Source organism: Sphingobacterium alimentarium, assembly GCF_004342685.1.
Classification (GTDB): Bacteria; Bacteroidota; Bacteroidia; order Sphingobacteriales; family Sphingobacteriaceae; genus Sphingobacterium; species Sphingobacterium alimentarium.
Map to the genome: position 1 here is coordinate 1 of NZ_SMBZ01000036.1, position 24,448 is coordinate 24,448.

At 38.1% G+C, this 24,448-nt stretch carries 24 protein-coding genes; 13 read left to right on the forward strand and 11 right to left on the reverse strand.

The genetic code is table 11. The annotated features are described in order from the left end of the window. Nucleotides 1–285: 285 nt before the first annotated feature. Both EDC17_RS12175 and pyrE read right to left on the reverse strand, forming a co-directional pair. Nucleotides 286–684, reverse strand: a complete 399-nt coding sequence (locus EDC17_RS12175) for an SRPBCC family protein (RefSeq protein ID WP_132778345.1) — start codon at nt 682–684, stop codon at nt 286–288. Nucleotides 685–711: 27 nt separating this feature from the next. Next, entirely contained in the window at nt 712–1,359 is a 648-nt protein-coding gene (gene pyrE, locus EDC17_RS12180; RefSeq protein WP_132778346.1) for an orotate phosphoribosyltransferase, read from the reverse strand. Nucleotides 1,360–1,381: 22 nt separating this feature from the next. Here pyrE and EDC17_RS12185 point away from each other — a divergent pair, with 22 nt between their 5' ends. Both EDC17_RS12185 and EDC17_RS12190 read left to right on the forward strand, forming a co-directional pair. Continuing rightward, complete coding sequence (locus tag EDC17_RS12185) at nt 1,382–1,963, forward strand: NUDIX hydrolase (RefSeq protein WP_243646141.1); 582 nt, start codon at nt 1,382–1,384, stop codon at nt 1,961–1,963. Between the two features lie 98 nt (nt 1,964–2,061). Next, entirely contained in the window at nt 2,062–2,610 is a 549-nt protein-coding gene (locus EDC17_RS12190) for an NADPH-dependent FMN reductase (RefSeq protein WP_132778348.1), read from the forward strand. Nucleotides 2,611–2,614: 4 nt separating this feature from the next. Here the strand turns inward: EDC17_RS12190 and EDC17_RS12195 are convergent, their stop codons facing one another. The 3 genes from EDC17_RS12195 to EDC17_RS12205 are packed head-to-tail and all read right to left on the reverse strand — an operon-like array spanning nt 2,615 to nt 5,692. Further along, complete coding sequence (locus EDC17_RS12195) at nt 2,615–3,700, reverse strand: DUF3810 domain-containing protein (protein ID WP_132778349.1); 1,086 nt, start codon at nt 3,698–3,700, stop codon at nt 2,615–2,617. Then, nucleotides 3,684–4,745 (reverse strand): nucleoid-associated protein, encoded by a 1,062-nt coding sequence (locus EDC17_RS12200; protein ID WP_132778350.1) that lies wholly within the window; start codon nt 4,743–4,745, stop codon nt 3,684–3,686. The genes EDC17_RS12195 and EDC17_RS12200 overlap by 17 nt, the downstream gene beginning before the upstream one ends. A 41-nt stretch (nt 4,746–4,786) precedes the next feature. After that, nucleotides 4,787–5,692, reverse strand: a complete 906-nt coding sequence (locus EDC17_RS12205) for a histone deacetylase family protein (protein ID WP_243646142.1) — start codon at nt 5,690–5,692, stop codon at nt 4,787–4,789. Between the two features lie 82 nt (nt 5,693–5,774). Between EDC17_RS12205 and EDC17_RS12210 the strand changes: the two genes are divergently transcribed. Beyond that, nucleotides 5,775–6,434 (forward strand): YceH family protein, encoded by a 660-nt coding sequence (locus EDC17_RS12210; RefSeq protein ID WP_132778351.1) that lies wholly within the window; start codon nt 5,775–5,777, stop codon nt 6,432–6,434. A 5-nt stretch (nt 6,435–6,439) separates the two neighbouring features. Next, nucleotides 6,440–7,459, forward strand: coding sequence for a YCF48-related protein (locus tag EDC17_RS12215; RefSeq protein WP_243646143.1), 1,020 nt, complete (start codon nt 6,440–6,442; stop codon nt 7,457–7,459). A 441-nt stretch (nt 7,460–7,900) separates the two neighbouring features. Here the strand turns inward: EDC17_RS12215 and EDC17_RS12220 are convergent, their stop codons facing one another. Then, entirely contained in the window at nt 7,901–8,356 is a 456-nt protein-coding gene (locus EDC17_RS12220; RefSeq protein ID WP_132778352.1) for a hypothetical protein, read from the reverse strand. 164 nt (nt 8,357–8,520) lie between these two features. Here EDC17_RS12220 and EDC17_RS12225 point away from each other — a divergent pair, with 164 nt between their 5' ends. From EDC17_RS12225 to EDC17_RS12255, 7 genes are all read left to right on the forward strand, one after another. Then, on the forward strand, nt 8,521–10,044 hold the full coding sequence (locus EDC17_RS12225) for an FAD-dependent oxidoreductase (RefSeq protein ID WP_132778353.1): 1,524 nt from the start codon (nt 8,521–8,523) through the stop codon (nt 10,042–10,044). Between the two features lie 123 nt (nt 10,045–10,167). After that, the gene (locus tag EDC17_RS12230; RefSeq protein WP_132778354.1) at nt 10,168–12,381 is read left to right on the forward strand and encodes a bifunctional alpha,alpha-trehalose-phosphate synthase (UDP-forming)/trehalose-phosphatase; all 2,214 of its coding nucleotides are present in this window, start codon (nt 10,168–10,170) and stop codon (nt 12,379–12,381) included. A gap of 11 nt (nt 12,382–12,392) precedes the next feature. Next, nucleotides 12,393–14,216, forward strand: a complete 1,824-nt coding sequence (locus EDC17_RS12235) for a glycoside hydrolase family 15 protein (RefSeq protein WP_132778355.1) — start codon at nt 12,393–12,395, stop codon at nt 14,214–14,216. A gap of 171 nt (nt 14,217–14,387) precedes the next feature. Continuing rightward, entirely contained in the window at nt 14,388–16,598 is a 2,211-nt protein-coding gene (locus tag EDC17_RS12240; RefSeq protein ID WP_132778356.1) for a hypothetical protein, read from the forward strand. A 4-nt stretch (nt 16,599–16,602) separates the two neighbouring features. After that, nucleotides 16,603–17,331 (forward strand): SDR family oxidoreductase, encoded by a 729-nt coding sequence (locus tag EDC17_RS12245; RefSeq protein WP_132778357.1) that lies wholly within the window; start codon nt 16,603–16,605, stop codon nt 17,329–17,331. A 96-nt stretch (nt 17,332–17,427) separates the two neighbouring features. Then, on the forward strand, nt 17,428–18,567 hold the full coding sequence (locus EDC17_RS12250) for a glycosyltransferase family 4 protein (protein WP_132778358.1): 1,140 nt from the start codon (nt 17,428–17,430) through the stop codon (nt 18,565–18,567). An 11-nt stretch (nt 18,568–18,578) separates the two neighbouring features. Then, nucleotides 18,579–19,661: a hypothetical protein gene (locus EDC17_RS12255; protein ID WP_132778359.1), complete on the forward strand. Its 1,083-nt coding sequence runs from the start codon at nt 18,579–18,581 to the stop codon at nt 19,659–19,661. 97 nt (nt 19,662–19,758) lie between these two features. On the opposite strand, the gene EDC17_RS12260 is transcribed toward EDC17_RS12255, so the two are convergent. The 3 genes from EDC17_RS12260 to EDC17_RS12270 are packed head-to-tail and all read right to left on the reverse strand — an operon-like array spanning nt 19,759 to nt 21,671. Then, nucleotides 19,759–20,013, reverse strand: a complete 255-nt coding sequence (locus EDC17_RS12260; protein WP_132778360.1) for a hypothetical protein — start codon at nt 20,011–20,013, stop codon at nt 19,759–19,761. Nucleotides 20,014–20,040: 27 nt separating this feature from the next. After that, entirely contained in the window at nt 20,041–20,514 is a 474-nt protein-coding gene (locus tag EDC17_RS12265) for a hypothetical protein (protein ID WP_132778361.1), read from the reverse strand. Between the two features lie 17 nt (nt 20,515–20,531). Then, entirely contained in the window at nt 20,532–21,671 is a 1,140-nt protein-coding gene (locus EDC17_RS12270) for a zinc-dependent alcohol dehydrogenase (RefSeq protein ID WP_132778362.1), read from the reverse strand. Nucleotides 21,672–21,869: 198 nt separating this feature from the next. On the opposite strand from EDC17_RS12270, the gene EDC17_RS12275 reads away from it, so the two are divergent. After that, entirely contained in the window at nt 21,870–22,460 is a 591-nt protein-coding gene (locus tag EDC17_RS12275; RefSeq protein ID WP_132778363.1) for a hypothetical protein, read from the forward strand. Nucleotides 22,461–22,554: 94 nt separating this feature from the next. On the opposite strand, the gene EDC17_RS12280 is transcribed toward EDC17_RS12275, so the two are convergent. Both EDC17_RS12280 and EDC17_RS12285 read right to left on the reverse strand, forming a co-directional pair. Next, the gene (locus EDC17_RS12280) at nt 22,555–23,508 is read right to left on the reverse strand and encodes a manganese catalase family protein (RefSeq protein ID WP_132778364.1); all 954 of its coding nucleotides are present in this window, start codon (nt 23,506–23,508) and stop codon (nt 22,555–22,557) included. Between the two features lie 223 nt (nt 23,509–23,731). Next, nucleotides 23,732–23,938: a hypothetical protein gene (locus EDC17_RS12285; protein WP_132778365.1), complete on the reverse strand. Its 207-nt coding sequence runs from the start codon at nt 23,936–23,938 to the stop codon at nt 23,732–23,734. Between the two features lie 223 nt (nt 23,939–24,161). On the opposite strand from EDC17_RS12285, the gene EDC17_RS12290 reads away from it, so the two are divergent. Next, on the forward strand, nt 24,162–24,392 hold the full coding sequence (locus tag EDC17_RS12290; RefSeq protein WP_132778366.1) for a hypothetical protein: 231 nt from the start codon (nt 24,162–24,164) through the stop codon (nt 24,390–24,392). The last annotated feature ends 56 nt before the right edge of the window (nt 24,393–24,448 follow it).

Consider the following 24,448-nt stretch of genomic DNA (forward strand, 5'->3'; position numbering starts at 1 on the left):
ATACCGTCTATGTTAATGGAGTTGATCACTTGATCAATGATTCGAACAGGATGATCTTGGGGAATCAATTCATCAAAGGTTGGTGGAAAGGCCATGAATTGATGCTGATAGTAGGGTTTGAAATTAGGTAATTTCCGAGACATAATCATCGATTTTTAATACGTAAATATATGAAAATCAAATGATTATATCAATGTAAATAAGAGTAAATATAACACAAAAAAAAGACTGTACCACTTATTTATGATACAGCCCCTTTTTTATATATCGTAGCAAGATTAATTACTACCCTAATATTTCTTTTAATTTATTCACTTGATGATCTACCAACTTCTTTAAAGGACCCGAAGCCATCATTTTCATCATCATATTAAGTTGAGCTTCGATGACAAAAGTAGCATTGGTTTCATTTGCTGAGACTTCTTCCACTTTCCAAGCTAATTTCACCTCAAATGGAGCTTCTTCTGAGGGAACACATATGATTTCTTTATTCTCAACACGTTGATTTATTTTGAGGGCCAGTTTTGCCATATTTTGGATGGTAAAACGCGCTACATCCGCGGTAGATGACCAATTATAAATATTTTCGGGCATCAACTGTTCGTGATTATTTAAATCACTCAAAAAATTATAAACCTCTGCTATTGGCTTATTGATAACAACACTGTTTTGAATAATAGTCATAAATAGCTAATTAATTCGTGTAAATTATTATTGAGCTGGAGACCAGTTTGCTGGATCTTTTCTCCATGATTGTAAAAATTCAATATCAGATTCCAATATGTAACTATTATTTACCGCTACCTGGATAAGGGCATCATAATTACACAACGAATACATAGGGCATTTTGCATCAGCAAAATTCTTGGTAGCCTCGTCAAATCCATATGTGAATATCGAAACTAAACCTACTACGTTACAACCTGCTTCACGTAGCGCTTGCACAGCTTGCAAGGAGCTTTTACCTGTGGAAACTAAATCTTCCACCACTACAACACGTTGACCTTCTACGACTTCGCCTTCAATCAAATTTTGACGACCGTGATCTTTGGCACTGCTACGCACATACGTGAATGGCAAACCTAAATCTTGTGCTACCAATACCCCCTGAGGAATACCCGCTGTAGCAACTCCAGAAATCATTTCTACAGATCCGAATTCTTCTTGAATCATTTTAGCCAATGTCTGACGTATATACGTACGAATGGCCGGATGCGATAAAGTGATACGATTATCACAATAAATTGGAGACTTCCAACCCGAAGCCCATGTAAAAGGACTTTTAGGTTGTAATTTTATTGCTTTAATTTGCAATAAGGATTCAGCAACTTTTTGTTCAACCTCATTTAAATTATTCATGGCACAAATTTATAAAATTTATATGAACCAAAGCCTGCTTATTTTGGCAGATTTTGCACCCAAGATTAAAAAAAATATTCAAACTATTGGATTACAAGAAATTGACTTGGAAAAACTTTTTAGTTCCTCTTCTAAAAACCAACAAATCACTTATTTATTTGTACATCCCGATATTAAATCCATATTCAAAAACTTAGTGGCAAATATGAAAATCATCTACGCAGCAGGCGGTCTTGTAAAGAATGGCAAAGGCGACTATTTGTTCATTCATCGCCTGGGAAAATGGGATTTACCGAAAGGTAAAGTCGATGATAGCGAAAAAATGCGTGAAGCAGCGGTGCGAGAAGTGGAAGAAGAATGCGGTATTAAAGTGGATTACTTAGGACAGAAAATTAGCACCACCTATCATGTCTATACGATGAAAGGAAAGATTGTTCTCAAGCAAACCAAATGGTATGATATGGGCGTAAATAAAGCACCTAACCTCATTCCTCAAACAGAAGAAGATATTACGGAGGCAGTTTGGCTGGGCAAGAAGGATCTTGATAAAGTTCGCGAGAACACGTATCCGTTGATTTTGGATATTCTGCAGACGATAGCATAAACTAACACGATCAGCACGAATTCTATACACGTGCTGGTCGTGCTAAACAATTGCTCCGATTCAGTTGTTAGAATAAGAAATAACAAACTGAATTCATTATGAGCAAAAATATTGGTATTCTTATCGGTAGTCTTAGAAAAGACTCTTTCAATAGAAAAGTCGCAGAAAATATGCGGGAAATGTTCGACAAATCCAATCACTGTGAATTTGTGGATATTACGGATCTTCAACTCTACAATGAAGATATAGATCAAGGTAATCCCCCGGCATCGTATTCAAGCTACCGTGAAAAGTTATCTAGTTTTGATGCGTTTTTATTTTTTACACCGGAATATAATAGATCCATCCCGGCTGTACTTAAAAACGCATTGGATGTCGGTTCTCGACCATATGGAAAGAGTAAATGGGATGGCAAGCCCGCCGGAATAATCTCCGTGTCGCCAGGAGCTATAGGCGCATTTGGAGCCAATCATCACTTACGTCAATGCTTGACATTTTTGAATATGCATCCCTTGCAACAACCTGAAATGTATATTGGTAACGTAACCCAAATATTGGATGATAAGGGTAAAATTAATTCCGAAGAATCGATCAAACTATTTAAAAATTTTGTGAGCGCATTCGAAAAATGGATCGATAAATTCTAAAATATCAACGCAACTCTTCTTGTTGTTTTTCCCAAGCGACGAGAAGAGTTGTCATTAAATTATAGCGTTCCAGACCTTCAGGCTGATTATTATGTTTTAAGAATTGATTATAAAATACGGAGGAAATCCGATCTATCCAACCTCTATACGACTGCCAAAACTCCCTTTCTTGCTTGAAATCATCGAGCACCAAAGGAGAAAGCTTATCTCTATAACTCTCGAATAATTCTTTGTCGCGTGCAAGCGGCTGCATTAAATACCCTATAGCCGCATAGTACGCTGAATATTGATACCATACGTCCTTATCATCGTACAAGGTCAGAAAAGCGATGAAATTACATTCATCTTCAAACCCCACTCCCATCTGATGTGTCAATTCGTGTACGTTAGTAAACGGATATGAGGCATTGGGAATATTTTGATTGACTTGCACTTCCAACGTGAATGGATTAAAATATCCTGAAACCGTAAAGTAAGATAGCAAATCACTCGAAAGTGGTGATTTTGCATTTACCTGGCTTTTGCACAAATAGCCTTTCAGCAAGGTATCTTGTTTTACTATTTCGACAAGATCCCCTTTCACACCATTTTTTGTTTTGTGCTCCAGATCAATTTCCTGCCTCAAATCATTAGCGATTTTGATATATTTATCAAGCACTTCCAGATGCTCTTTTTTCTTAATTTCATAGGTATGAAGACCAAATTTCTCAGCAATAGGTTGTCGAAAATAATTCAATCCCCAATTCACATAAAAAACAACATAAATCACTGACAAAGTAGTACATATATAAATAATGTGATCGACTACTTTAGTTGAATTTTTCTGAAAAGCACTTTTGATTAACGAAAATATATTGTAAGCCAACAGCAGAACTATAGCCGAATATAGTACATCCCCAATGCTAAAGGGTATCCATGAAAATAATATAATATAGATATACGAAATAGCAGGATACAGATTCTGAGCATAATACTGCTCGACGAATGCTGTATTGGATTTTAACGCCTCGATACAGAAAATTAAAACCAAACAAATTGCTATCGTAATATAGTATTTTCTTCGATGGCTATTTCTAGCTTTGTGCTTCATTTTCGTAATACAGCTTATAATAGTTCATGCCTTTATCTTCGTCATACCCTTGCTCCAGATATTCGCGTTTACCATGTACATAAATATGGAAGTTTTTATCCAGTTTGATCACCGATTTATAAGAGCTTGCCATTTTTTTTACAGCAGGTGTAGCTATTACAAAATTCGCCTGGAAAGGCATATCAAATTCATCTTCAAAGGCTTGCTTATAATCATTAAATAATGATGCGGCCTGAGGATTGGCAATCACTTCCTCTTCAAACTCCGCACTATCAAAGGTTTCTTTGGTTTTAAAATAATTCATAGAGCGATTGAGCAGATCGATCTTATCTGCCGTTTCAAGTTCAAAAACTTCATCCAATTTTTCGTTTACGAAGTTTTTGTAGACTTTCATAATGTTACCGGTCTGTTGGAAAGCATCGTTGCGGGATTTCAACTGCAGGAAATTATCCTTCCAATATACCGCTTCCGACTGATTGGTCTGATCGACGACCAATACCTTATATCCTTCTTCCTGTTCGGTATTCACAATAACGACACCCTTATCAAGCTTGTTGATATTGATAGCTTCCTGCTCATAGTTCAGTTGAAAGCCACCTTGCTCCGGATAAACTTTCAAATAAGCTTCCTTGTTTTCGGACTTAAAAATACCCACAGCTGCATGGTCCTCACCTTCCATCTGCACATTATTTAAAGCAACCACGTATACCTCACCTCCTTTAATTTTGGGATGATCCGACACTTCATACAGATGTTTGGTGACTTGCGCGGAGAATTCATGAAAATCAATTGCACCTGAAAAAAACTTTTTTGAAAAATGATACACTTCGTTGAGTTCCAATTCTTCATTGGGATGAAAAAAACGATACACCTCTGTCACCTTTGCAAATGGCTTCATAAAATATTGCATCAGCAAGTCAGGCAGTATCTCGTCACCATTCAGGTCAATAGGATTTTCGGATAATATATAAAATTCATCATTGGATTTGTTGCCCACATGATGGATGGATAAATTCTGAAAAGTTGCGTCTTGATGAAAAAACATAGTTAAAATTTAATTTACGCAAAAATAACAAAGTATTTTGGCTATAGGTTAAAAATATCAATGGCCAGCTTGTAGGTGGCAACATGCGCATTTACAATGTCCCGAATATAAACAGAATATCCTCCGCCCATGGAGGTTTGTACAGGTAAACCCAAGTTTTTGGAAGCATTGAAAACTATCGAATCACGCTGTCTACAACCTTCTGTTGAAACTTTCAGTTTCCCAAGCTTATCCGAAGACAGTATATCCACACCCGCCTGGTAAAAAACAAAATCAGGCTTAGCCGTTGCGAATACTATTTCTAAATTTTTCTGTAAAAGATCTAGATAGTCCTCATCCTCAATTCCATCCTGCAACTCAACATCCAAATCAGATTTCTCCTTGATGAAAGGAAAATTTTTCGCTCCATGCATTGAAAATGTAAAAATATCCGGTTCGTTGCGAAAAATATGCGCTGTACCATTGCCTTGGTGCACATCCAAATCGATGATTAAGATTTTTTTAGCAAGTCCATGATGCAAAAGATACTGCGCGGCTACCGCCTGATCATTCATTAAGCAAAATCCTTCGCCATAATCATAACCCGCATGATGCGTACCGCCTGCCGTATTGAAAGAAATACCATATTGCTGTGCAAATAACGCCGATTGTATCGTACCATCGAGAATATAACGCTCCCGTTCGACCAAGGATTCAGACAAAGGAAACCCTATACGACGGATCATTTTGGCATCAAGAGTTAATTCAAATAAACTTTGTACATAGGCGCTATCGTGTGCCAAACAGCAGGTTTCAAAATCTGCTAGCTTCGGCTCAAAGAAGTTGAGTGGCTTGACAATTCCTTCATAAAGTAATTGCTCCGGAATGAGTTCATATTTGATCATCGGAAAACGATGACCTTCACGCAAAGGATGGATATATGCAGGATGATGGGCAATTTTTAGCAATGTTCTTTGTTTTTTATACCCTACGAAAATACGAAGAACTAAATAATTCTTATCTTCGAAAATCAATAACCTTAAATCTGATATGGAGACACAAAAACCTATCCCCACTTTAAATGCTGAAGAAATTCGGATCTTGGGTGTACTATTAGAAAAATCCAAGATTACTCCGGAATATTATCCCATGACGATCAACGCCATTCAAACTGCTTGTAATCAAAAAACTTCGCGTAAGCCAGTGGTTAATTACGATGAGAACACGTTAATCAATACGCTGGATGCCCTTAAAAAAATGGGATTTGTGTCCACTGTGGTAGGCGGAGGTTCTCGAGTAACAAAATACAAACACAATATCGCCATTCATTATCCACTAGTACCTGCAGAATTGGCCATTCTATGTCTGCTCTTCTTGCGCGGACCGTTGACGGCCGGAGAGATAAACAGCAATTCTGGGAGATTGCATGAGTTTGATGACATCGAAGAGGTGCAAAACTATATCAATAATTTGGCCGAGTCCGAAAACCCTTATCTCAAAGTATTACCAAAACGTCAAGGGCAAAAAGAAGCACGATACATTCATCTATTTTCTGAATTCGATGAACAAGATTATGAAAATTCTGCTGCCGCGGCATCATCCATTAATAACGAGCAAACCCAGCAATTGGAAGAGCGCGTGGCTACGCTAGAGTCCGAACTATCCAAATTGCGCGAAGAGTTTGATTATTTATTGGCTCAATTAACCTAACACACATGCAGTTTAAAATCACAACTTCTATCCTCCTGTTTTTATCTATTGTTCTTTCGAGCTACGCACAAACATTTTCACCGCTCGTAGACAATAGATCTTCAAGCTTCCGAGGAATGAGTACCGTAGGCAAAAATACAGTATGGTTAAGTGGCAGCAATGGTACGGTCGGTTATTCGACCAACCAGGGAAAAACGTGGACTTGGGTAAATCCAACTGGATATGAAAAGTTTGATTTTAGGGATATACAAGCATTCTCCAACAAAGAAGCAGTCATCATTAATGCCGGCTCACCAGCTGTAGTTCTGCGTACGACCGACGCCGGAAAGACATGGCATAAAGTCTACGAAAATTCACATCCAGAGATTTTTTTGGATGATTTGGCTTTTGTGGGTAAGCAAGGGTATATATTGGGAGACCCGATAGATGGTGTTTTTCAATTGTTGAAATCAACGAATAAAGGCAAAAACTGGAAAGATATAAGTAATGATTATTTTCTGATTGCGGATTCGGGCGAAGCTGCATTTGCTGCATCGGGATCATCTATGAAAATGTTCAAGGACAAACTTTACATCGGCACCGGAGGAAAATACGCGAGTTTTTTCAATTACAATCCGAAAGGGCTCAAAATAGACAAATATGATGTACCTATCTGGTCAGGCCAATCATCTACGGGTATATTTGCTATTGATTTCTACAATGAAAATACGGGTATTGTGGTCGGAGGTAATTATTTAGAAGATAAAAATAACCAAAACAATATCCTTCTTACCTCAGATGCAGGCATTACTTGGACCAAACCAAATACATCTGTTTTGGGTTACCGTTCCGATGTCCTTTACATTACTGAATCAACAGTGCTGGCCACTGGAACATCAGGCACAGATATCTCGTACGATGGAGGTTACAACTGGAAAAACATTTCTACACTGAGTTTTAATACTATTGCCAAAAGCACTGATAATAAAGTTATTTACCTCGCGGGTTCTAAGGGAAATGTCTTTCGCGTGCAACTTGATGAATAAATTTGAGTTTGAAAATTAGCCACCCTTCACGAAAATGGAGCTTTCGCTTTAGAACATCGATCTTCATCAATGTTTTATTAAAATTTCTTAATAAGAAATATTTATTGATTTAGAATAATTCTACCTGACATAACATTTATTTGCTTCCCTCCTTAAGCTATGGTCAAGGAACATTTACATCGACTGATGGAGACAATTTACTAAGGAGTTTGTCCATTTCAAAGAAATGGACATGGGCGATTCGTATTTGCCAATGGTAAAGTGAGAGAAGGAATGTATGTCAACAACAAGAACCAAAAAGAATCACTTGTACTAAACGCATCCACACACACTCCTGTGTCAAAAGATTAACAAAAGCAGTATTGTAAAGATTCAAAAACGAAACCTGAAACCATTGGCTTCAGGTTTTTTATTTTTAAATTGTTGCTCTAGCCTCTTCTATTATTCGTCAAATACCCAGAAATAGACTCTATCTTTAGCCAGCTCCTCAGGGATATGAATATTATGAACTAATTCATTCCAGGTCGATTCTACATCAAATTTTTCATCCTCGACGTCCTCAAGTCGTATGCCTTTTAATATAGCGTCCTCATCAAAAATATAAATATCACTTTCGACCAGTTGAATAGCTTTATCATTAGCCCACGCTAAAAAAGATGCCCTATCCAACTTCATAATGCGTGGCGCAATACTATCAAATTCGGCAAGTTCTTTTTCGTGATCTAGATCCTGCAGGGTATTGATATACTCCTCGTACAAACCTCGATTATTGGTGCGTAAAGCCTCATTTCTATATACAATTTGCTCCGCGCTATAGTTATAGCTGAATTTGCTTTGTTTCTTTTCATCGCCATACTTTTCATTGTATGCGGCTAATCTTTTTTCGAATTTTCCCATAATCTTGACTAATGTTATAGTAGGCTAACTGACACTTAAATACTATCTAATTTAATGACTTTAATCCTATGCTGCAAGCTGTTTCAAATGCCCGCAACGTTATGACGATTTGGCTGTTCACACTATACAAATCGTACTAATTGTAGAACAATAATTTCAAGAATATGTTTAGAGATGGAGCACGCAAAAGTATGTGGCAAGCCGAAATAAAGCGTTTCGAAACTTTGCCCACCCAAGATCAACTTTTTGATGTAGCTATCGTAGGTGGTGGTATTACGGGAGTATCCACAGCTTATAGATTACAGCTTACGGGGTTGAAATGTATACTCTTAGAAGCAAATAATCTAGGTTTTGGAACCACAGGTGGCACGACAGCCCATATTAATGACTTCTTTGACACGACGTACAAAGAAGCCATCAGCAAGTTTGGATTAGAAAACGCCAAACTCCTTGCTCAATCGGGTAAAGAAGCTATACAAATTGTACATAATAATGTACAGCGACATAGCATAGATTGTGATTTTGAATATAAAAATGCGCATCTATTTGCTGTCGAAGACGATCAAGTCAAAGCTTTGGAAGATATTGTAGATGGTGCACATCAGATAGGCTATGAGATGACATATGTGGACGAAATAGACTATCCTATTCCTTTCAAAAAAGCAGTTATAGTTCCTAAACAAGCACAATTTCACCCCGTAAAATACATTAAAGCATTAGCGGAAGCCTTTGAACAAGCCGGAGGTATGATCGTCGAAAACTGTCTTTGCGAATCCTATAACGAGGAAAGCGATGATGTAACGCTTGTAACGTCACTGGGTGATATCAAAGCTAAAAATGTCGTTTACGCCACACATACTCCTCCAGGAATAAGTCTTCTACATTTTACCACAGCGCCATATAGAAGTTATGCTATAGCATTCACCTTAAAGAATGATAATTATCCAGAAACGCTGGGTTACGATCTATATGATCCGTACCATTATTACCGCACACATCGTGTTGACGGCGAAACGTATATAATTGCTGGAGGTGAAGACCATAAGACAGGTCACGTTGAAGATACTGGTGAATGTTTTTCAAATTTAGAAAATTATTGTAGACAACATTTCGATATGGATACGGTAAAATTCGCCTGGTCGAGTCAATATTTTGAACCGGTAGACGGCATGCCCTCCATTGGTATCGCTCCATCGAGCAATGGCAGAGTATATATTGCCGCAGGCTACAGAGGTAATGGGATGACATTTGGAACAATCGCCTCGGCAGTCATTACGGACTTAATAACAGGAACTGAAAGCCCTTATGAAAAATTGTTCAACCCAAAACGCTTCAAACCGACTGCAGGATTTACCTCATTTGTGAAGGAAAATGCCACCGTGGTAAAAGATTTTATTGGAGACAAATTAAGTATGGAGCGCATTCAGTCATTGGCCGAAATCAAAGAAGGAGAAGCCAAAGTCGTCAAATACGAAGGCAATTCATACGCTATATATGCAGAACAAGATGGCAACCTTCATGTCTTGAAAAGTACCTGTCCTCATGCACAATGTGAAGTCCGCTGGAACAACGCCGAATTATCCTGGGATTGTCCATGTCATGGCTCTCGTTTCAATATCAATGGACGTATCCTCACAGGGCCTGCTACCGAAGGTCTGGAGCGACTGGATGAAGATTTAAGTTCCTGATAGTCATCAAAATCATTATAAGAAACAAATTAATTAAAACTATAAGTTGATAGAATTGTTATACTAATACACTTACGCAGCGTAAGCTCTACCTAGCACTAACTTGCCTGTTTTTATCATATTATGCAACGAAAACGAACAATAATAATTTCGAATAGATTACCCGTACGAATAGAAAGGAAAGAGGGTCAATTACATGTAATTCCGAGTGAAGGAGGGTTGGCTACGGGATTAGGTTCTATCTACAAAGAAGGCCGTAATATTTGGATTGGCTGGCCAGGGTTCATTCCTGCGAATGAGGAAGAGAAAATTGAAGTAACGGAGAAATTAAGAGAACACAACTTAATACCCGTTTTCCTCACCGAATGTGAAATTGAAGGCTACTATGAAGGCTTTTCGAATGAAGTATTGTGGCCTATATTTCACTATCACCCCTCCTATGCCGTATACGATCAATCCTATTGGAATATGTATGAATCTGTGAATAAAAAATTTGCGGACAGCATCATGCAACAAGAGGTAATGGATACGGACGAAATTTGGATTCATGATTATCAATTGATGCTATTGCCAAAATTGGTCAGAGCATTTAATTCCAAAATAGCGATCGGCTATTTTCAGCATATCCCTTTCCCACCCGATGAATTATTCAGAGGTATTCCATGGCGTGACGAACTTTTAAAAGGGTTATTAGGTGCGGACCTTATTGCCTTTCACACATATAATGATACTCAACATTTCTTAAATGCCTGTACACACATATTGGGCATTCCAATTCAAAACAACTGCTTGCGGAGCGGTGGGCGCAGTGTGTATGTAGAAGTATTTCCGATGGGTATTGACTATGATAAGTTCAATGAGTTGGCCCAATCACCGGAAATACAGACTCGAGCACAAGACATTCGTTCCTTTTATCAAAATAGAAAGTTTATCCTTAGTATAGATCGTCTGGATTACAGCAAAGGGATAATTGAAAGATTAAAAGCTTTCGAATGTTTGCTGAAGACCTATCCGGAAACGAGAAATGAGGTCGTGCTCTATATGCTTGTCGTGCCTTCACGCGATACCGTACCCAAATATAAGGAACTCCATGATGAAATCAACCGCATGGTTGGTCATATCAATGCAGTATATGGTAATAACGAATGGACACCGATCAGTTATTTCTACAACTCCTACGACATAGCGGAATTGTCCGCACTCTACGTAGCATCAGATATTTGTCTGGTGACATCCTTACGCGATGGAATGAACTTAGTATGTAAAGAATTCATAGCAAGCAAGGAATCCAATAATGGGGTATTGATATTGAGTGAAATGGCCGGAGCTAGTAAAGAATTAATAGGTCCTCTCCTAGTCAATCCAAATTCCATCCAGCAAATTTGCACGGCATTGCACATGGCGATTCAGATGCCTGAGCAAGAGCAGCGCAAAAGATTGGACGACAGCTTAGAGATTGTCAAAAAATTTAATATTCGCCATTGGGTACGCCTGTTTTTCAAGCGACTAAAAGAAATCAAATCTATACAGCAGCAGGAATTAGCGCGTCGAATTAGTCCGGAATTGATAGATAATTTTCTGGAAAAATATTCAAACAGCAAACGTAATTTATTTTTCTTGGATTATGACGGCACTTTGATAGGCTTCAATAATAATGCTAATGAAGCTACGCCTACGCATGATTTGTATTATGTGCTCGAAAAGCTCCAAGAGAATCCAAACAATCAAATCGTCATTATTAGTGGTAGGCCGCATGATACGTTATCCGATTGGTTTGATGGAAAAAATTATTATCTAGTTGCCGAGCATGGAGCATGGAGTAATTACCCAGATTTTGTGTGGCATACCAAAACACATATTTCCACCCGTTGGAAATATCCAATCAAACATATCATGACAAAATTTGCAAATATGACTGCAGGTTCGGTCGTAGAGGAGAAAAACTATTCATTAGCTTGGCATTACCGCAAAGTACAAAGTGGATTAGGTAACCTGCGCTCACAAGAATTAGTAGATCATTTACGTTATCTATTACCACATCATGGTTTGCAATTGCTGATGGGCAACAAAGTCATTGAGGTTAAGAATAGCGAGCTCAACAAAGGTAGAGCGGCAATGGAAATCGTCAACCACTTTAAGCCGGACTTTATATTCGCTATTGGTGATGATGCCACAGATGAGGATATGTTTTTAGAATTGCCGCGCGAATCTATAACTGTTAAGGTAGGAAGCCGCAAATCTGCAGCTCGATATTATATTGAAACGCAAGAAGATGTCTTACAGCTTATAAAGTATTTTATAGAACCTCAGCATGTTGAACAGCAAGATGTATCGTAATTAATTTGAAAATGTCAGAAAAAATAGCAAAACATATATACAATAGTGGAATCATTGGTAATTGTGCATTTATTGCCCATGTCAATAAGGATAGCAATATAAGCTGGCTTTGTTGGCCTACTTTTCAGGACTCATTTGTTTTCGGTGGTTTACTCGACGAAGAAAAAGGCGGTAAGTTTGAAGTCAAGCCTGTTACCGACTCGTATAAGAGTAAACAATATTATATTGAAAACACTAATATTCTGTGCACCGAAATCATTACATCAGAAGGAGCTTATAGAATCACCGATTTTGCGCCGCGTTTTGAGCAGTACGAAAGATATTTTAAGCCACTGACGCTAATCCGAAAAGTGGAGCCCATCAAAGGAAGACCACGTGTTCAGGTGACTTGTAATCCGGTGTACCAATACGGTAAAGCCGAATTCAAAAAGCACCGAGGGAGTAATCACATCCAATTTCACCAAGGCGATATACAGATACGTTTAGCTACTGACATGCCTATCAATCATTTTTTTGATGAAATTCCCCACGTATTGGATCGTCCGATTTATATGGTTCTGACATTCGGAAGTCCCTTCGAAGCACCTATCGAACGTACATGTGAGGATTTTCTGCGAAGAACTACCTTATATTGGCAAAAATGGGTGAAGAATGCTTCAATTCCCTCTTTTTATCAATCGCAGGTCATCCGATCAGCTTTATCGCTTAAACTGCATCAATTTGAAGACACGGGTGCCATTATCGCTGCGAGTACGACCAGTCTGCCTGAGTTTCCGGGATCAGGACGAAATTGGGATTATCGATATTGTTGGTTGCGCGATAGTTATTACGTACTGACCGCACTCAGCCATGTCGGCCATTTCGAAGAAATGGAAAAATATGCCTCCTACATTGCAAATATCACTCAAACCGACACAGGAAGATTGCAGCCACTTTATGGAATATTGGGAAAAACGAAATTAGAAGAGACCCACCTCGATCATTTAGATGGGTATCTCGGAAATAAACCCATACGTATTGGTAACCAAGCGTATGAACATATACAAAATGATGTTTACGGACAAGCATTAATTGGTCTGCTCCCTTTATTCACGGATCGCAGGTTCAAATACCAAAACAAGCATATTGCTAAAAAGTGGACGGATTTTGTACTTAATAAAATAGAGCAAACCATCGATGAAACCGATGCTGGTATATGGGAATTCCGTAATTTTCAGCAGCGACATTGTTATTCAAACCTCTTTCAATGGGCAGGTGCGACAGCCGCTTTAAAAATCGCAAGACAGAACGGTTTTAAAGATATCGAAAAACGTGCCTACGCCCTGCAACAAAAGGCTGTAGCATATATTGAAGCTTGCTATGACGAAGAAAGAGGCGTTTACACCAACTCAACTGAAAGCAAAAATTTGGATGCTTCGACCCTACAACTGATTATGATGGGCTACCTAGATCCTAATTCCGAACGCGCTAAAAAACATCTAGAAGTCTTGGAAAAAGAACTACGCGGGAAGCATGGACTCTTTTACCGTTACTTGCACAAAGATGATTTTGGCAAACCCAAATCTACTTTCTTAGTCTGTGCGTTTTGGTATGTAGAAGCTTTAGCTTGTGTAGGGAGGCTGGATGAGGCGCAAGAGGTATTCAAGCAACTGCTATCTTTCGGCAATCATTTGATGCTATTTAGCGAAGATATCAATGAAGATGATGGCAGTCAATGGGGCAATTTCCCTCAGGCATATAGTCATGTAGGATTGATGAATGCCGCTTATCGGATTGCCATTAAAATGGATAAACCTACATTTTTTGATAGTGTAGACATGGATGTAAACCTATAAAATTAAAAGACATCAATCAGAAATAAAAAAGTCTTTAAGATGCTATACTTTAGTATTTTAAAGACTTTTTTATTTATTAACCATTTATATCATAATTATTGTTTTTTAAAACTTATTGAATCAACGAAATATTCCCCAGCCTTGTTCATTATAAAAAATCAATAAACTTAAATGGAATACTATGATGTCAAAAATGAGGGCTATTTTGACTCGAATATTGTAGAAATACTGGCAGCGCTAAAAGATAATTCTAATCCTATAATATTCGACAAATTCTATGATGATGGAAGGCTTTCGGTTAAAAGTGTATCGGGAGAATTACTCACCATTATTAAACTTTCTAATGGTCATTTTTTGATTCAACGGCTATACCCGATCTGCACAGATTTATCTACCCTGTGCATTTACCATACCGAGGAAAACAAGGTGCTCATAAAATGGCCAACTTCAACCGGCAAAGTGGAAGTCGAAATTGAGTTAATCTCAGAAAGAACGGATTTGAAGCAAATAGCCTATAGCGCTCGAGTGACATTGGAAGTGAATCAGAATATCAAACTTAATCTCCCCGGAAGAGATATAATTGTCTGTACCCAAGATTTTGAAATGCCCGATTCGCCAATACATTTTGAAGATCAGAGAGAAGGCAGAACGGGAATTTGCTTTACGGATTTTGGGAAAAATGCTAAAGGCCACCTGTTCTATTTACAAGATTTTGGCGCATTACAAGAGTTAGCAGAAGACACGCAAAACTCCTATTTAGATACAGTAAAGCTAGACTGGCCTCAGCTAGGATTTAAACTTCCACCTATGCTTCATCCCTTGAAGAGAAATGGGAAATATACGATAAATCAATCCTATGTAGTCTTATCCTTTGAGGATTCGAATGTACAGGATGTACGATCGAATAACGATGTCTACATGCATTCGCTTCGAAAAGTATATGCCTCTCTTGTAAAACCAGAACTCAAAAAAGTTGACGTCCTGGACTATGCACAAAAAAGCTTACATGACCTTATGGATCATAGAGGTTGTTGGAAGCAAGTGGATTCCCACTCCTATCTCAATTCATACATCAATAATTACGATACCCCACCGGAGAGTATGGTGCAGGCAGCGATACTTAAGCCCTTGTATCTATACCATCGCGATTTTGGCAATAGTCATTCCGAACAGATTATAGCCGATTTGAGCGCTAATCTCACTTCATTTTATGATGAAGAAATAAATGCTACGCACCGATGGCTTCCTGCAGAATCATTTAAGTTAAGCTTCGAAGAAGAGCACATGCGTTCATATATTATGGATAGTTGGTATTTGCACTATCCTTTACTCCAATTGGGATTTTTATTTGAACAAGGATTTGAGGACCCGATACTACGCAAACAATTTGAGAAGTCATTGCTCTATCTGCTCCAGGCGGCCAAAGAATTTGACGACCAATGGCCGATTTTCTTCAACATATATACCTTTGAAATACTTAAGAAGGAAGGCAATCCCAATGACTACGGCGAAAAGGACACGGCTGGATTATTTGTATTGACCATGCTAAAGGCCTACCACACGCTGCACAAAGAAGTCTATTTAAAAGAAGCTATTCGCGCAGCAGAGAAACTAAAAAAGACAGACTTCGATGGCCTCTACCAATCCAATAATACCGCTTATGCGGCAGAGGCATTGCTAGAACTCTATACATTAAAACCCGATAAAACCTACTTAGCTGCCGCTGAAATCTACATAGGAAATGTTATTCGTAACTGTTCGCTGTGGGACATGAAATACGGCAATGCCAAAGAAAGAGAAACCTTTTTTTCCTTATTTCCACTAAAAGAAACTTTATATGTCGCGGCCTTTGAAGAGCATGAAACTGTTGCGATTTTTCATCGTATTCTTCACCTCCATACAAAGCATAAAATTCCATTTTCAGAAAATATAGTATTCTTCATGACCGAATACATTAAATATGCCCTACTACGTATGCCTTACTATTTCCCACCTCTGCTTCCTGCCGATATTTTGGCCGGAGAAGTAAAGAGTGGCTATGTAAATCCACAGCTGTGGATCCCGCTCGAAGACTTGGGCGATGGATGGGATGCTGTAGGACAAGTCGGTCAAGAGGTGTATGGTGCTTCGGTATTTTTCAACCTTTGCCATCATCACATTGTTCAGTTGAATAAGGAGGTATACGCCATTTCATCTTTACCATTTATAAATAACAGCAATAGGGAGATTGAACTTCTCGGAGCCGAAAATCAAGATGGAAAAATATGGTTAAACTCAGGAAACAGCAAAGTTGAAGTTCAAATCAATAACAAAAAACAAGAGAATGACACCACATACATTGTTTACGCAAAAGACAAAATAAAATTTACCTTAAAAAAATAACATTATGGAAAGAAAAAAAGTATTACTGACAGGTGGAACAGCAGGAATTGGTCGCGCGATCTCATTATTACTTGCAGAAAACGGCTATACAATATTTCTAATTGGACGTAGCGAAGAAAAGTTAGAAGATCTTAAAAAAGACATCGAAGAAAGAAATCTTAGTGAATACTTTCATTTTTCCTTAACAGATTTAACGGACTTACAAGCATTTGAGCAGCAAATCCGCGATTGGGATGCTTCGCATGGACCGTTTGACGTGTTGATTAATAATGCGGCAATAGGCTTTGAAGGCGTCTGCGGCAAAACGATGAAAGAAATTGAATATTTAGTAAGCACCAATGTGTTGAGCTATATGTGGTTGGCAGGATTCATAGGTGACCGAATGATTGAAAATAAAGTAGAGGGTGAAATCATGAATATAGGCTCAATGAGCGCTACAACTAAAGACGCGAATAGCTCTGGATATGTAGCAACCAAATCAGGAATCCGCGGATTTTCCGAAGCATTGCGCAAAGAATTTAATCCTGAAAATATCAGAGTCACACTTATCGAACCAGGACTTGTGGGATCAGACATGCAAGCTACTACCCCGGCCGAAGAAAGAGAAAAACAAAAAGCTATGGAAATGTTGGAAGCAGAGGATATTGCCAATATTGTATTACATGTGCTTCAACAACCAAAAAGAGTGGATTTTTGTGAAATAAAAATTAAGCCGTTGAAGCAAATAATTTAGCAAAAAATTTACATTATGTACAGAACTATTTGTACGCCTCCGTGTTCATAATTAGTAAAAGAATTATAAAATACGTTTCTTTTTTTGATAAACATTATGAAAATAGCCATAATATCTACTTATCCTCCTCAAAAATGTGGCATAGCTACATTTTCGGAAGATTTATACAAAAGTTTACAAATAGCTTCAACAGATACAGTGCATATTATAGCACTTACACAAGGTAGTGATGAGCAATTCCCCAAGGAAGTTGTCGCAACAATTGACAAACATCAAATAAAAAGTTATGTCCAGGCGGCGGACCTCATCAACACCTATGATGTATGTGTACTACAGCACGAATATGGCATATTTGGAGGAGAATGTGGTGAATATATTCTTACACTTTGTAATCTATTACACATCCCGATCGTCACTAATTTTCATACAATCTTGCCAAAACCTTCGGCAAAGGAAAAGGAAATTTTACAACACTTAGGGCAATTGAGTAGTTTGATTACCGTAATGACAAATTGGGCCGTCAATATGCTTAATTCCATTTACCAAATTCCGGTAGACAAAGTGAGGATGTTACCTCACGGTGTGCCTGTATTTGACTATCAGCAAGAATTAGCTAAACAAAAGCTCAATCTTCAAGATAAGAAGGTATTGTTAAGTTTTGGATTCTTGGGACGAGGCAAAGGTTTTGAAACCGCTATTGAAGCTATCAAAGATGTACGTGATCCAAATTTTATCTATATAATTTTAGGCATTACACATCCGAACGTGTATAAAGAGGAAGGCGAAACCTATCGCAATCAATTAATTGAAAAATGCGAAAGTTTGGGAATCGCGGACAAAGTTGACTTTGTAAACGAATTTGCGTCTCCTGAACTTTTAAAAGAATATTTAACGGCTTGTGATATGTATGTCACGCCTTATCCAAATGAAAATCAGATTAGTAGCGGAACATTGTCTTTCGCGTTAGGTGCTGGTGCAGCGGTCATCTCAACACCTTACTTATATGCTCGGGATCTTCTTGCGGATGAACGTGGATTATTATTTGATTTTTGTGACGCAGATGCCCTATCAAAAATTATAAATAATTTGTTAGAAAATCCTATATTATTGGATAAATACCGCAGAAATGCCCGTTCACACGGTGAAACGATGCAGTGGCCCAATGTAGGAAGAAATTACGCTGCACTTTTGCATTCGGTTAGAAACGGCAATGTAAAGCTTTATAAAAGAGCCTAAATTTTGACACTATGATATTAAAATCGGAGAAATACTCATCTAATATTAATATCGCGCCTGGACGACTAAGCGATTTAATTGTTGATCTCACGCACATACAACGTTTAACCAATTCGGTGGGAATCGCCCAGCATGCCAAATATGCTACGCCCGATTATCACCATGGCTATTGTTTGGATGATAATTGCAGAGCATTAATGCTAGCCGGCTTAGCAAACTTGGTCCAACCTGGAAGTTGTGATAAATTAATAGACACGTATTTGGCGTTTGTACATTATGTGCAGCGTGAAAATGGGAAATTTGGGAATTTTCTATCGTTCGATCACCGGTTTTTGGATGAATATGGTACGGAAGATGCCTTCGGTCGCACCATCTGGTCTTTGGGAAGCTTGCTGTATAATGAAAAGCGTCCGCATATTCAAATGATGTTACGCGAACTGGTAGACAAAGCCTTTCCTCATATTTTGGAGATTAAATCAATTCGTGCTGCAGCATATACATTGTGTGGATTAGCGCTCATGCACAAGTCCAATCGCTACGACAAGGACTTTATACCATCCATCTACTATTTAGCGGATTTTATATGCAATGAGTATGAAACAGCTTCGGATGATACTTGGCATTGGTATGAAGATATTATATCTTACGACAATGCGATAATACCATATAGTCTCATGCTCACCAAAGATATTTTATTCGAGGAACGCTATTTACTATATGCCGAAGAAAGTGCGAAATTTTTAGATAAAATAATATTCAAAAATGATCAAGTTGAATTAATTGGGAACGCTGGTTGGTATCAGCGAAATGGGCATAAGGCTAGTGTTGGTGAACAAGCAATCGAGATTCCGTCTTTAATTCTGATGTATCAAAAATTAGCGGAGTTAAATAATGCGCCGAAATATTATTTAAAAGCGAAAAGTGCTTTTGAATGGTTTCATGGAAACAATAGATTAAAAGCACAGCTCTATGATCCCATCACCAAAGGTTGTAGAGATGGACTAGATAAAAATTCAGTAAACCAGAATCAAGGTGCAGAAAGTACGATAAGTTATTGGTTGTCTTCGCTCTATTTGCGTTATGAGGTTTTTTGAAAATAAAGAGATGTTATTAGGTGTTAGAATATGTTTTTAATGGGCTTAGGAATTTTTCCTAAGCCCATCTTTATTTCTATATATTAATTCAAAATAATTATTCATCCGAAGCATAAAAGCGAATCTCTTCATCGGTCATAATATCGCGGAAACTAATTGACATATGATCCTTCAGCCCATGCAAAAACTCATACGAAGGATTGTTTTCGAAATCTTTCTGAAGGGCTTTTAAGCGTACGATTACTTCATCACTGTCTTTGCATTCCCCGACGACCACCTCTTTGAAAGTCAGATCGCTCTTGCCTTTTGTGCTCTTTATTATTTTGATATTATTTATAGCGTCTAAATACATGGTTCGGCATTAAGTATTAACGTATTTCTATTTTAATAAACGTTTAAAAGCACAAGATATTATAAAAGCGCCTATCGCTACACAGGCTACTTTTTTAATAAGTGCTGGTTTATCGTATCTCCACATGGCTTTCCCCCCGGTTTCAGCATAGAAATTTGGGATCTTTCCTTTTTTGACATCATTAATAATTTCCTCATACTCTTGAATACGATCCGCCAACAATAATGGCAACCAGTGTCTATAACGCGATTCACTGTGTTGGAATGCATACCTTCTCAGCTGACCGCTCAAGCCAGAAGGAGGAATTGTCTCACCGAATACAGCGGTATAGTGTGGTCTTTCGATAGATTGAAGAACTTCCACGCGGGCAATTTGCTGTGTAGGTCGAGTTCCCGTAACATTATTATCTCTATCGCGCATTGGATAGGTTGGATCATTTTCGGGGTTAGCATCGATGCCCCACCCCTCAAGTGTATTTAAATTTTTGCTAACTAGATTCATAGTAATAATTTTATAAATTAAAGAACAATTACTGGCTTGATACATTCATCCAATTTGGAAGAGAAGATACGGTATGCGTCCGGAAGATCTTCCAATGCAAATCGGTGTGTAATAATATCTTTAGGACTTAGAATTCCATCTTGCACATGCTTCATCAACTTTGGTAGCAATCGCTTGACTGATGTCTGATTAGCACGGATGGTAATTCCCTTATTCAGTACATTACCGATAGGTACAAGATTGTCCGTAGGACCGTATACTCCGACTATAGATACTATACCTCCTTTTTTCACTGAATTAATTGCCCAGTGTAATGCCGTAGCTGCTCCAGCCTGCAATAAGAGTTTTTTACCTGTTATCGTCTGCATGGCATTACCACAAGCATCCGATCCTACCGCATCGATACACACATCAGCACCTAGCCAGTTAGTAATATGCTTAATAAACAATACCGGATCTTCCAGTGATTTGAAATTATAAACTTCACAATTGGCGTAATTTTTAACAAAATCCAATCGATACTCTAAATGGTCAATTACAATCACCCTTTCGGCACCAAATAGCCATGCACAGCGCGCCGCCATAATTCCTACAGGACCAGCACCAAATACTACGACAGTATCGCCTTTTTGAATACCACCCATCTCAGCGGCTTGATATCCTGTCGGCAATACATCAGTCAATAGTAACGCGTCTTCTTCGTCCATGTCTTCCGGGATAACCGTAGGGCCTACATCGGCATACGGCACACGTATGTATTCAGCTTGTCCTCCGTCATAACCGCCAGCGAGATGAGAATATCCGAAGATTCCTCCCCCTGCTGTCGCCATTGTATTGGCTTCATGACAATTGGCATACAAGCCTTGTAAACAAAATACACATTGACCACAGGCAATATTAAACGGTACCAACACCTTATCACCTACTTTCAGATTTGTTACTTCGCTTCCCAATTCACGTACGATACCAATGAATTCATGGCCAAAAGTACTTCCAATACGTGTATCGGGCACCATTCCATGATATAGGTGAAGGTCTGACCCACATATACAGGCGCGCGTCACCTGAACAATAGCATCTCTAGGGTGTAAAATTTCGGGCATGGGTTTCTCATCTATACGAATTCGAAATGGCCCGCGGTAGTTCATCGCTTTCATAGGCAGTATGTTTATAGTTATTTAATGGATGAACCGACTGATTCACATACTGTTGACAATGGTTATCAAAAGCCGTATAAAATAGCCTTACTTACAGTATTAATACCATTTGTAGTCCAAAATAGACTTTGTATGAAGAAAAAATACAACTAAATATTATAACAAAATGTTAATCACATAGAATAAAAAAATACTATTATGAGTAAGATACCAGAACAAAAAGTGGGTAAGGCATTAGACTATTCACGTCAGCTTACCCTGCCAGATGATTCAAGTGCGTACAATAGGTATAGAGAAATCGTGGCAAAAATGTTGGATGTGAATGGCTGGCAAAAAATAGCGGAAGGTATATCCGCAGAATTTGTCATCGTAAATGAGAATAATGAAATCCAAGATCGTAGGGTTAAAAAATATGATTTTATCCGTATTGATATACCTGGACCAGGAGCCCCTTCAGGTGGAGGGTATGATTGGGTACAAGTGACAGCGTTGGATCAAACCGATCATCAGCACAAGCGGAAAACTTTTATTTCCTTACAGCCTTGTCCTGATCCTCGTACAATGGACGAACATTCAGCACATTTTTTCAAAAAATATACCTCCTCCAATATTGTTATCAAACAAGAGGATAATAGAGTGACGCTGCAGTATGCTGGCAGAAATGAAGTAATAAATTCCGAGACAGAACATTTGATGGATAATATTCGCAACTTCTTGGTGGGCATAGGTGCCAAAATGGGTGCTTCTTATCCACAGTGGAAAGCATTGATAGATGGACTCGCTAAATAACAGAAGTTCCCATAATCGTTTAATTTAAAAGGTCACCTACATATTGAGGTGACCTTTTCCGTATTAAATATATATAACATAAAAAAGCATCGGCTTATATTTCTTTATTTCGAGGATTTGGCCCAGCTTTATCTTCCATGTCTTTTAGTGTTTTTTCTTTGAATTCACTAAAAGCATCTGCTAGCTTTTGTAATTCTGGATCTAGTCCAGGAGCAAATTCCTCAGGACGCTCTGGTGATATAGGACATGGATATGATTCTTTAGGCTCTTTGAGTGTTACCAATTCCGAGCCATCATTAGCTGGTGAAGAACCGGAGAAAATCTGATCCATCATAGATCCATCCAAGCTGAAGGTATAGGCTTCATTATGAACCCCGGCATCCATTAGTTTTTTAACTTCTGGAAATTGAGTCTCATCAAATTTTGGAACAGGTAAAATCTTAGCCCAATCCACACCTAGCGTTTCAAGAGCTTTAGCGAAGGCCATTTGGTGTGCGCCATCTCGTACAATCAAAAACGAGATAGTCGAACGCAAAGTTTTGTTGTCCGACATTTGATAGATACGCGATTTTTGCAATCTACCCGTCGCCTCCAACACTAAATTATCCAGGAGGTCTAGCACCAGATTACCATGATTATGCACGTAAGAACCACTCCATGGATTACCCGCTGCGTCTACCGGCAATGCAGCTTGTGCACCCACAATGAAATGATGAGGGTTTTTCTGCTCTTTGGCCATATCTAATACTGTAGAATCTCCTGGCGTATCGAATTTGCCTCCATCATACCCAGGAGCACCATCCAATAATTTGGATATAGTTTTTGTTACGAGCTCCACATGGCTAATTTCTTCCATAGCGACGCCATGTATCAAATCTAAATATGGAATACCATCACCTCTAAAATTAAAGCTTTGGAAAAGAAATTGCATCATGGTGCGCATTTCTCCAAACTGCCCTCCTAACCCTTCTTGTAAGGCATTGGCTGCTGATGGATCTGGTCGGTCATCCACTATCGGATGTATAAGATTTTTAACGTGATAGAACATAAGTGTAATAAATTTATAGTGTACATTTAGTTGTTTTACTACATTCTAACATACTGTCTACACTAAAGTCCGAATATTCCTATTTCAAGTGTTTATTACGATAGCCGACGTATTTATCTCATAATGAACATAAAAAAAGTCTAACCATGGGGTTAGACTTGAATCAGATAAATTATATTTATAAAAAACGAGATAATGAAGAGTCTAATTATCCGATTGTGTATTAATTCATCGGTGTAGGAGGAATCAATGTATCCGTAGACAAAGTATCTCTACCTAATGTATCTGCAATACTTCTACCATCGTCGTACATCGTATTAGTCGAGTCAAATGCGTGACCGTCCTCAGATGTATTATTGTTGCTGTTCCCGCACCCTACCAATCCTGATAAGGAGAAACAAATTCCTGCTATTAATAATGAGTTTTTCATAGTGACTTTTTTTAGTTGTTATCAATAATATTTCAGTAACATTAACAAGCACAAATTCAAATGGTTGAGTAACAATAAATATTAATACAAATACCGTAGATATCACATTAAAATCTAGGGAAACGGATTAATACTCATTTTATAATAGATATGAACTGATTGAAAGCAAAACTGTTAAAAGGTTATAATAAAATTAATGTTTAACAGTTTAAACTAAAGTATTATGGCACTAACAACTCCAAATGAAGGAAAAATTACGAAAGAAATTGAACACAACACGGCAAAATTACCATCTACAACTTACCTGGCGGTAGCTGTAACAGCTATGGTAGCCTCAGCCACGTTAAAATGTCTAGGAAGAGATAAAGATGCACTTTTTGTAGGGCAATGGGTAGCTCCATTCTTACTATTTGGTATTTACAATAAGATTGTGAAAACTGAAGGTCACGATTAAAAATAATGAACCTGCCATGAATAATGGCAGGTTCATTTACTAAATTATATTTATAA

Coding starts and splice junctions, on each gene's coding strand:
- EDC17_RS12175 (WP_132778345.1), bottom strand. CDS start 684: ATGACTATTATTCAAAACAGTGTTGTTATCAATAAGCCAATAGCAGAG.
- pyrE (WP_132778346.1), bottom strand. CDS start 1,359: ATGAATAATTTAAATGAGGTTGAACAAAAAGTTGCTGAATCCTTATTG.
- EDC17_RS12185 (WP_243646141.1), top strand. CDS start 1,382: ATGAACCAAAGCCTGCTTATTTTGGCAGATTTTGCACCCAAGATTAAA.
- EDC17_RS12190 (WP_132778348.1), top strand. CDS start 2,062: ATGAGCAAAAATATTGGTATTCTTATCGGTAGTCTTAGAAAAGACTCT.
- EDC17_RS12195 (WP_132778349.1), bottom strand. CDS start 3,700: ATGAAGCACAAAGCTAGAAATAGCCATCGAAGAAAATACTATATTACG.
- EDC17_RS12200 (WP_132778350.1), bottom strand. CDS start 4,745: ATGTTTTTTCATCAAGACGCAACTTTTCAGAATTTATCCATCCATCAT.
- EDC17_RS12210 (WP_132778351.1), top strand. CDS start 5,775: ATGGAGACACAAAAACCTATCCCCACTTTAAATGCTGAAGAAATTCGG.
- EDC17_RS12215 (WP_243646143.1), top strand. CDS start 6,440: ATGCAGTTTAAAATCACAACTTCTATCCTCCTGTTTTTATCTATTGTT.
- EDC17_RS12220 (WP_132778352.1), bottom strand. CDS start 8,356: ATGGGAAAATTCGAAAAAAGATTAGCCGCATACAATGAAAAGTATGGC.
- EDC17_RS12225 (WP_132778353.1), top strand. CDS start 8,521: ATGTTTAGAGATGGAGCACGCAAAAGTATGTGGCAAGCCGAAATAAAG.
- EDC17_RS12230 (WP_132778354.1), top strand. CDS start 10,168: ATGCAACGAAAACGAACAATAATAATTTCGAATAGATTACCCGTACGA.
- EDC17_RS12235 (WP_132778355.1), top strand. CDS start 12,393: ATGTCAGAAAAAATAGCAAAACATATATACAATAGTGGAATCATTGGT.
- EDC17_RS12240 (WP_132778356.1), top strand. CDS start 14,388: ATGGAATACTATGATGTCAAAAATGAGGGCTATTTTGACTCGAATATT.
- EDC17_RS12245 (WP_132778357.1), top strand. CDS start 16,603: ATGGAAAGAAAAAAAGTATTACTGACAGGTGGAACAGCAGGAATTGGT.
- EDC17_RS12250 (WP_132778358.1), top strand. CDS start 17,428: ATGAAAATAGCCATAATATCTACTTATCCTCCTCAAAAATGTGGCATA.
- EDC17_RS12255 (WP_132778359.1), top strand. CDS start 18,579: ATGATATTAAAATCGGAGAAATACTCATCTAATATTAATATCGCGCCT.
- EDC17_RS12260 (WP_132778360.1), bottom strand. CDS start 20,013: ATGTATTTAGACGCTATAAATAATATCAAAATAATAAAGAGCACAAAA.
- EDC17_RS12265 (WP_132778361.1), bottom strand. CDS start 20,514: ATGAATCTAGTTAGCAAAAATTTAAATACACTTGAGGGGTGGGGCATC.
- EDC17_RS12270 (WP_132778362.1), bottom strand. CDS start 21,671: ATGAAAGCGATGAACTACCGCGGGCCATTTCGAATTCGTATAGATGAG.
- EDC17_RS12275 (WP_132778363.1), top strand. CDS start 21,870: ATGAGTAAGATACCAGAACAAAAAGTGGGTAAGGCATTAGACTATTCA.
- EDC17_RS12280 (WP_132778364.1), bottom strand. CDS start 23,508: ATGTTCTATCACGTTAAAAATCTTATACATCCGATAGTGGATGACCGA.
- EDC17_RS12285 (WP_132778365.1), bottom strand. CDS start 23,938: ATGAAAAACTCATTATTAATAGCAGGAATTTGTTTCTCCTTATCAGGA.
- EDC17_RS12290 (WP_132778366.1), top strand. CDS start 24,162: ATGGCACTAACAACTCCAAATGAAGGAAAAATTACGAAAGAAATTGAA.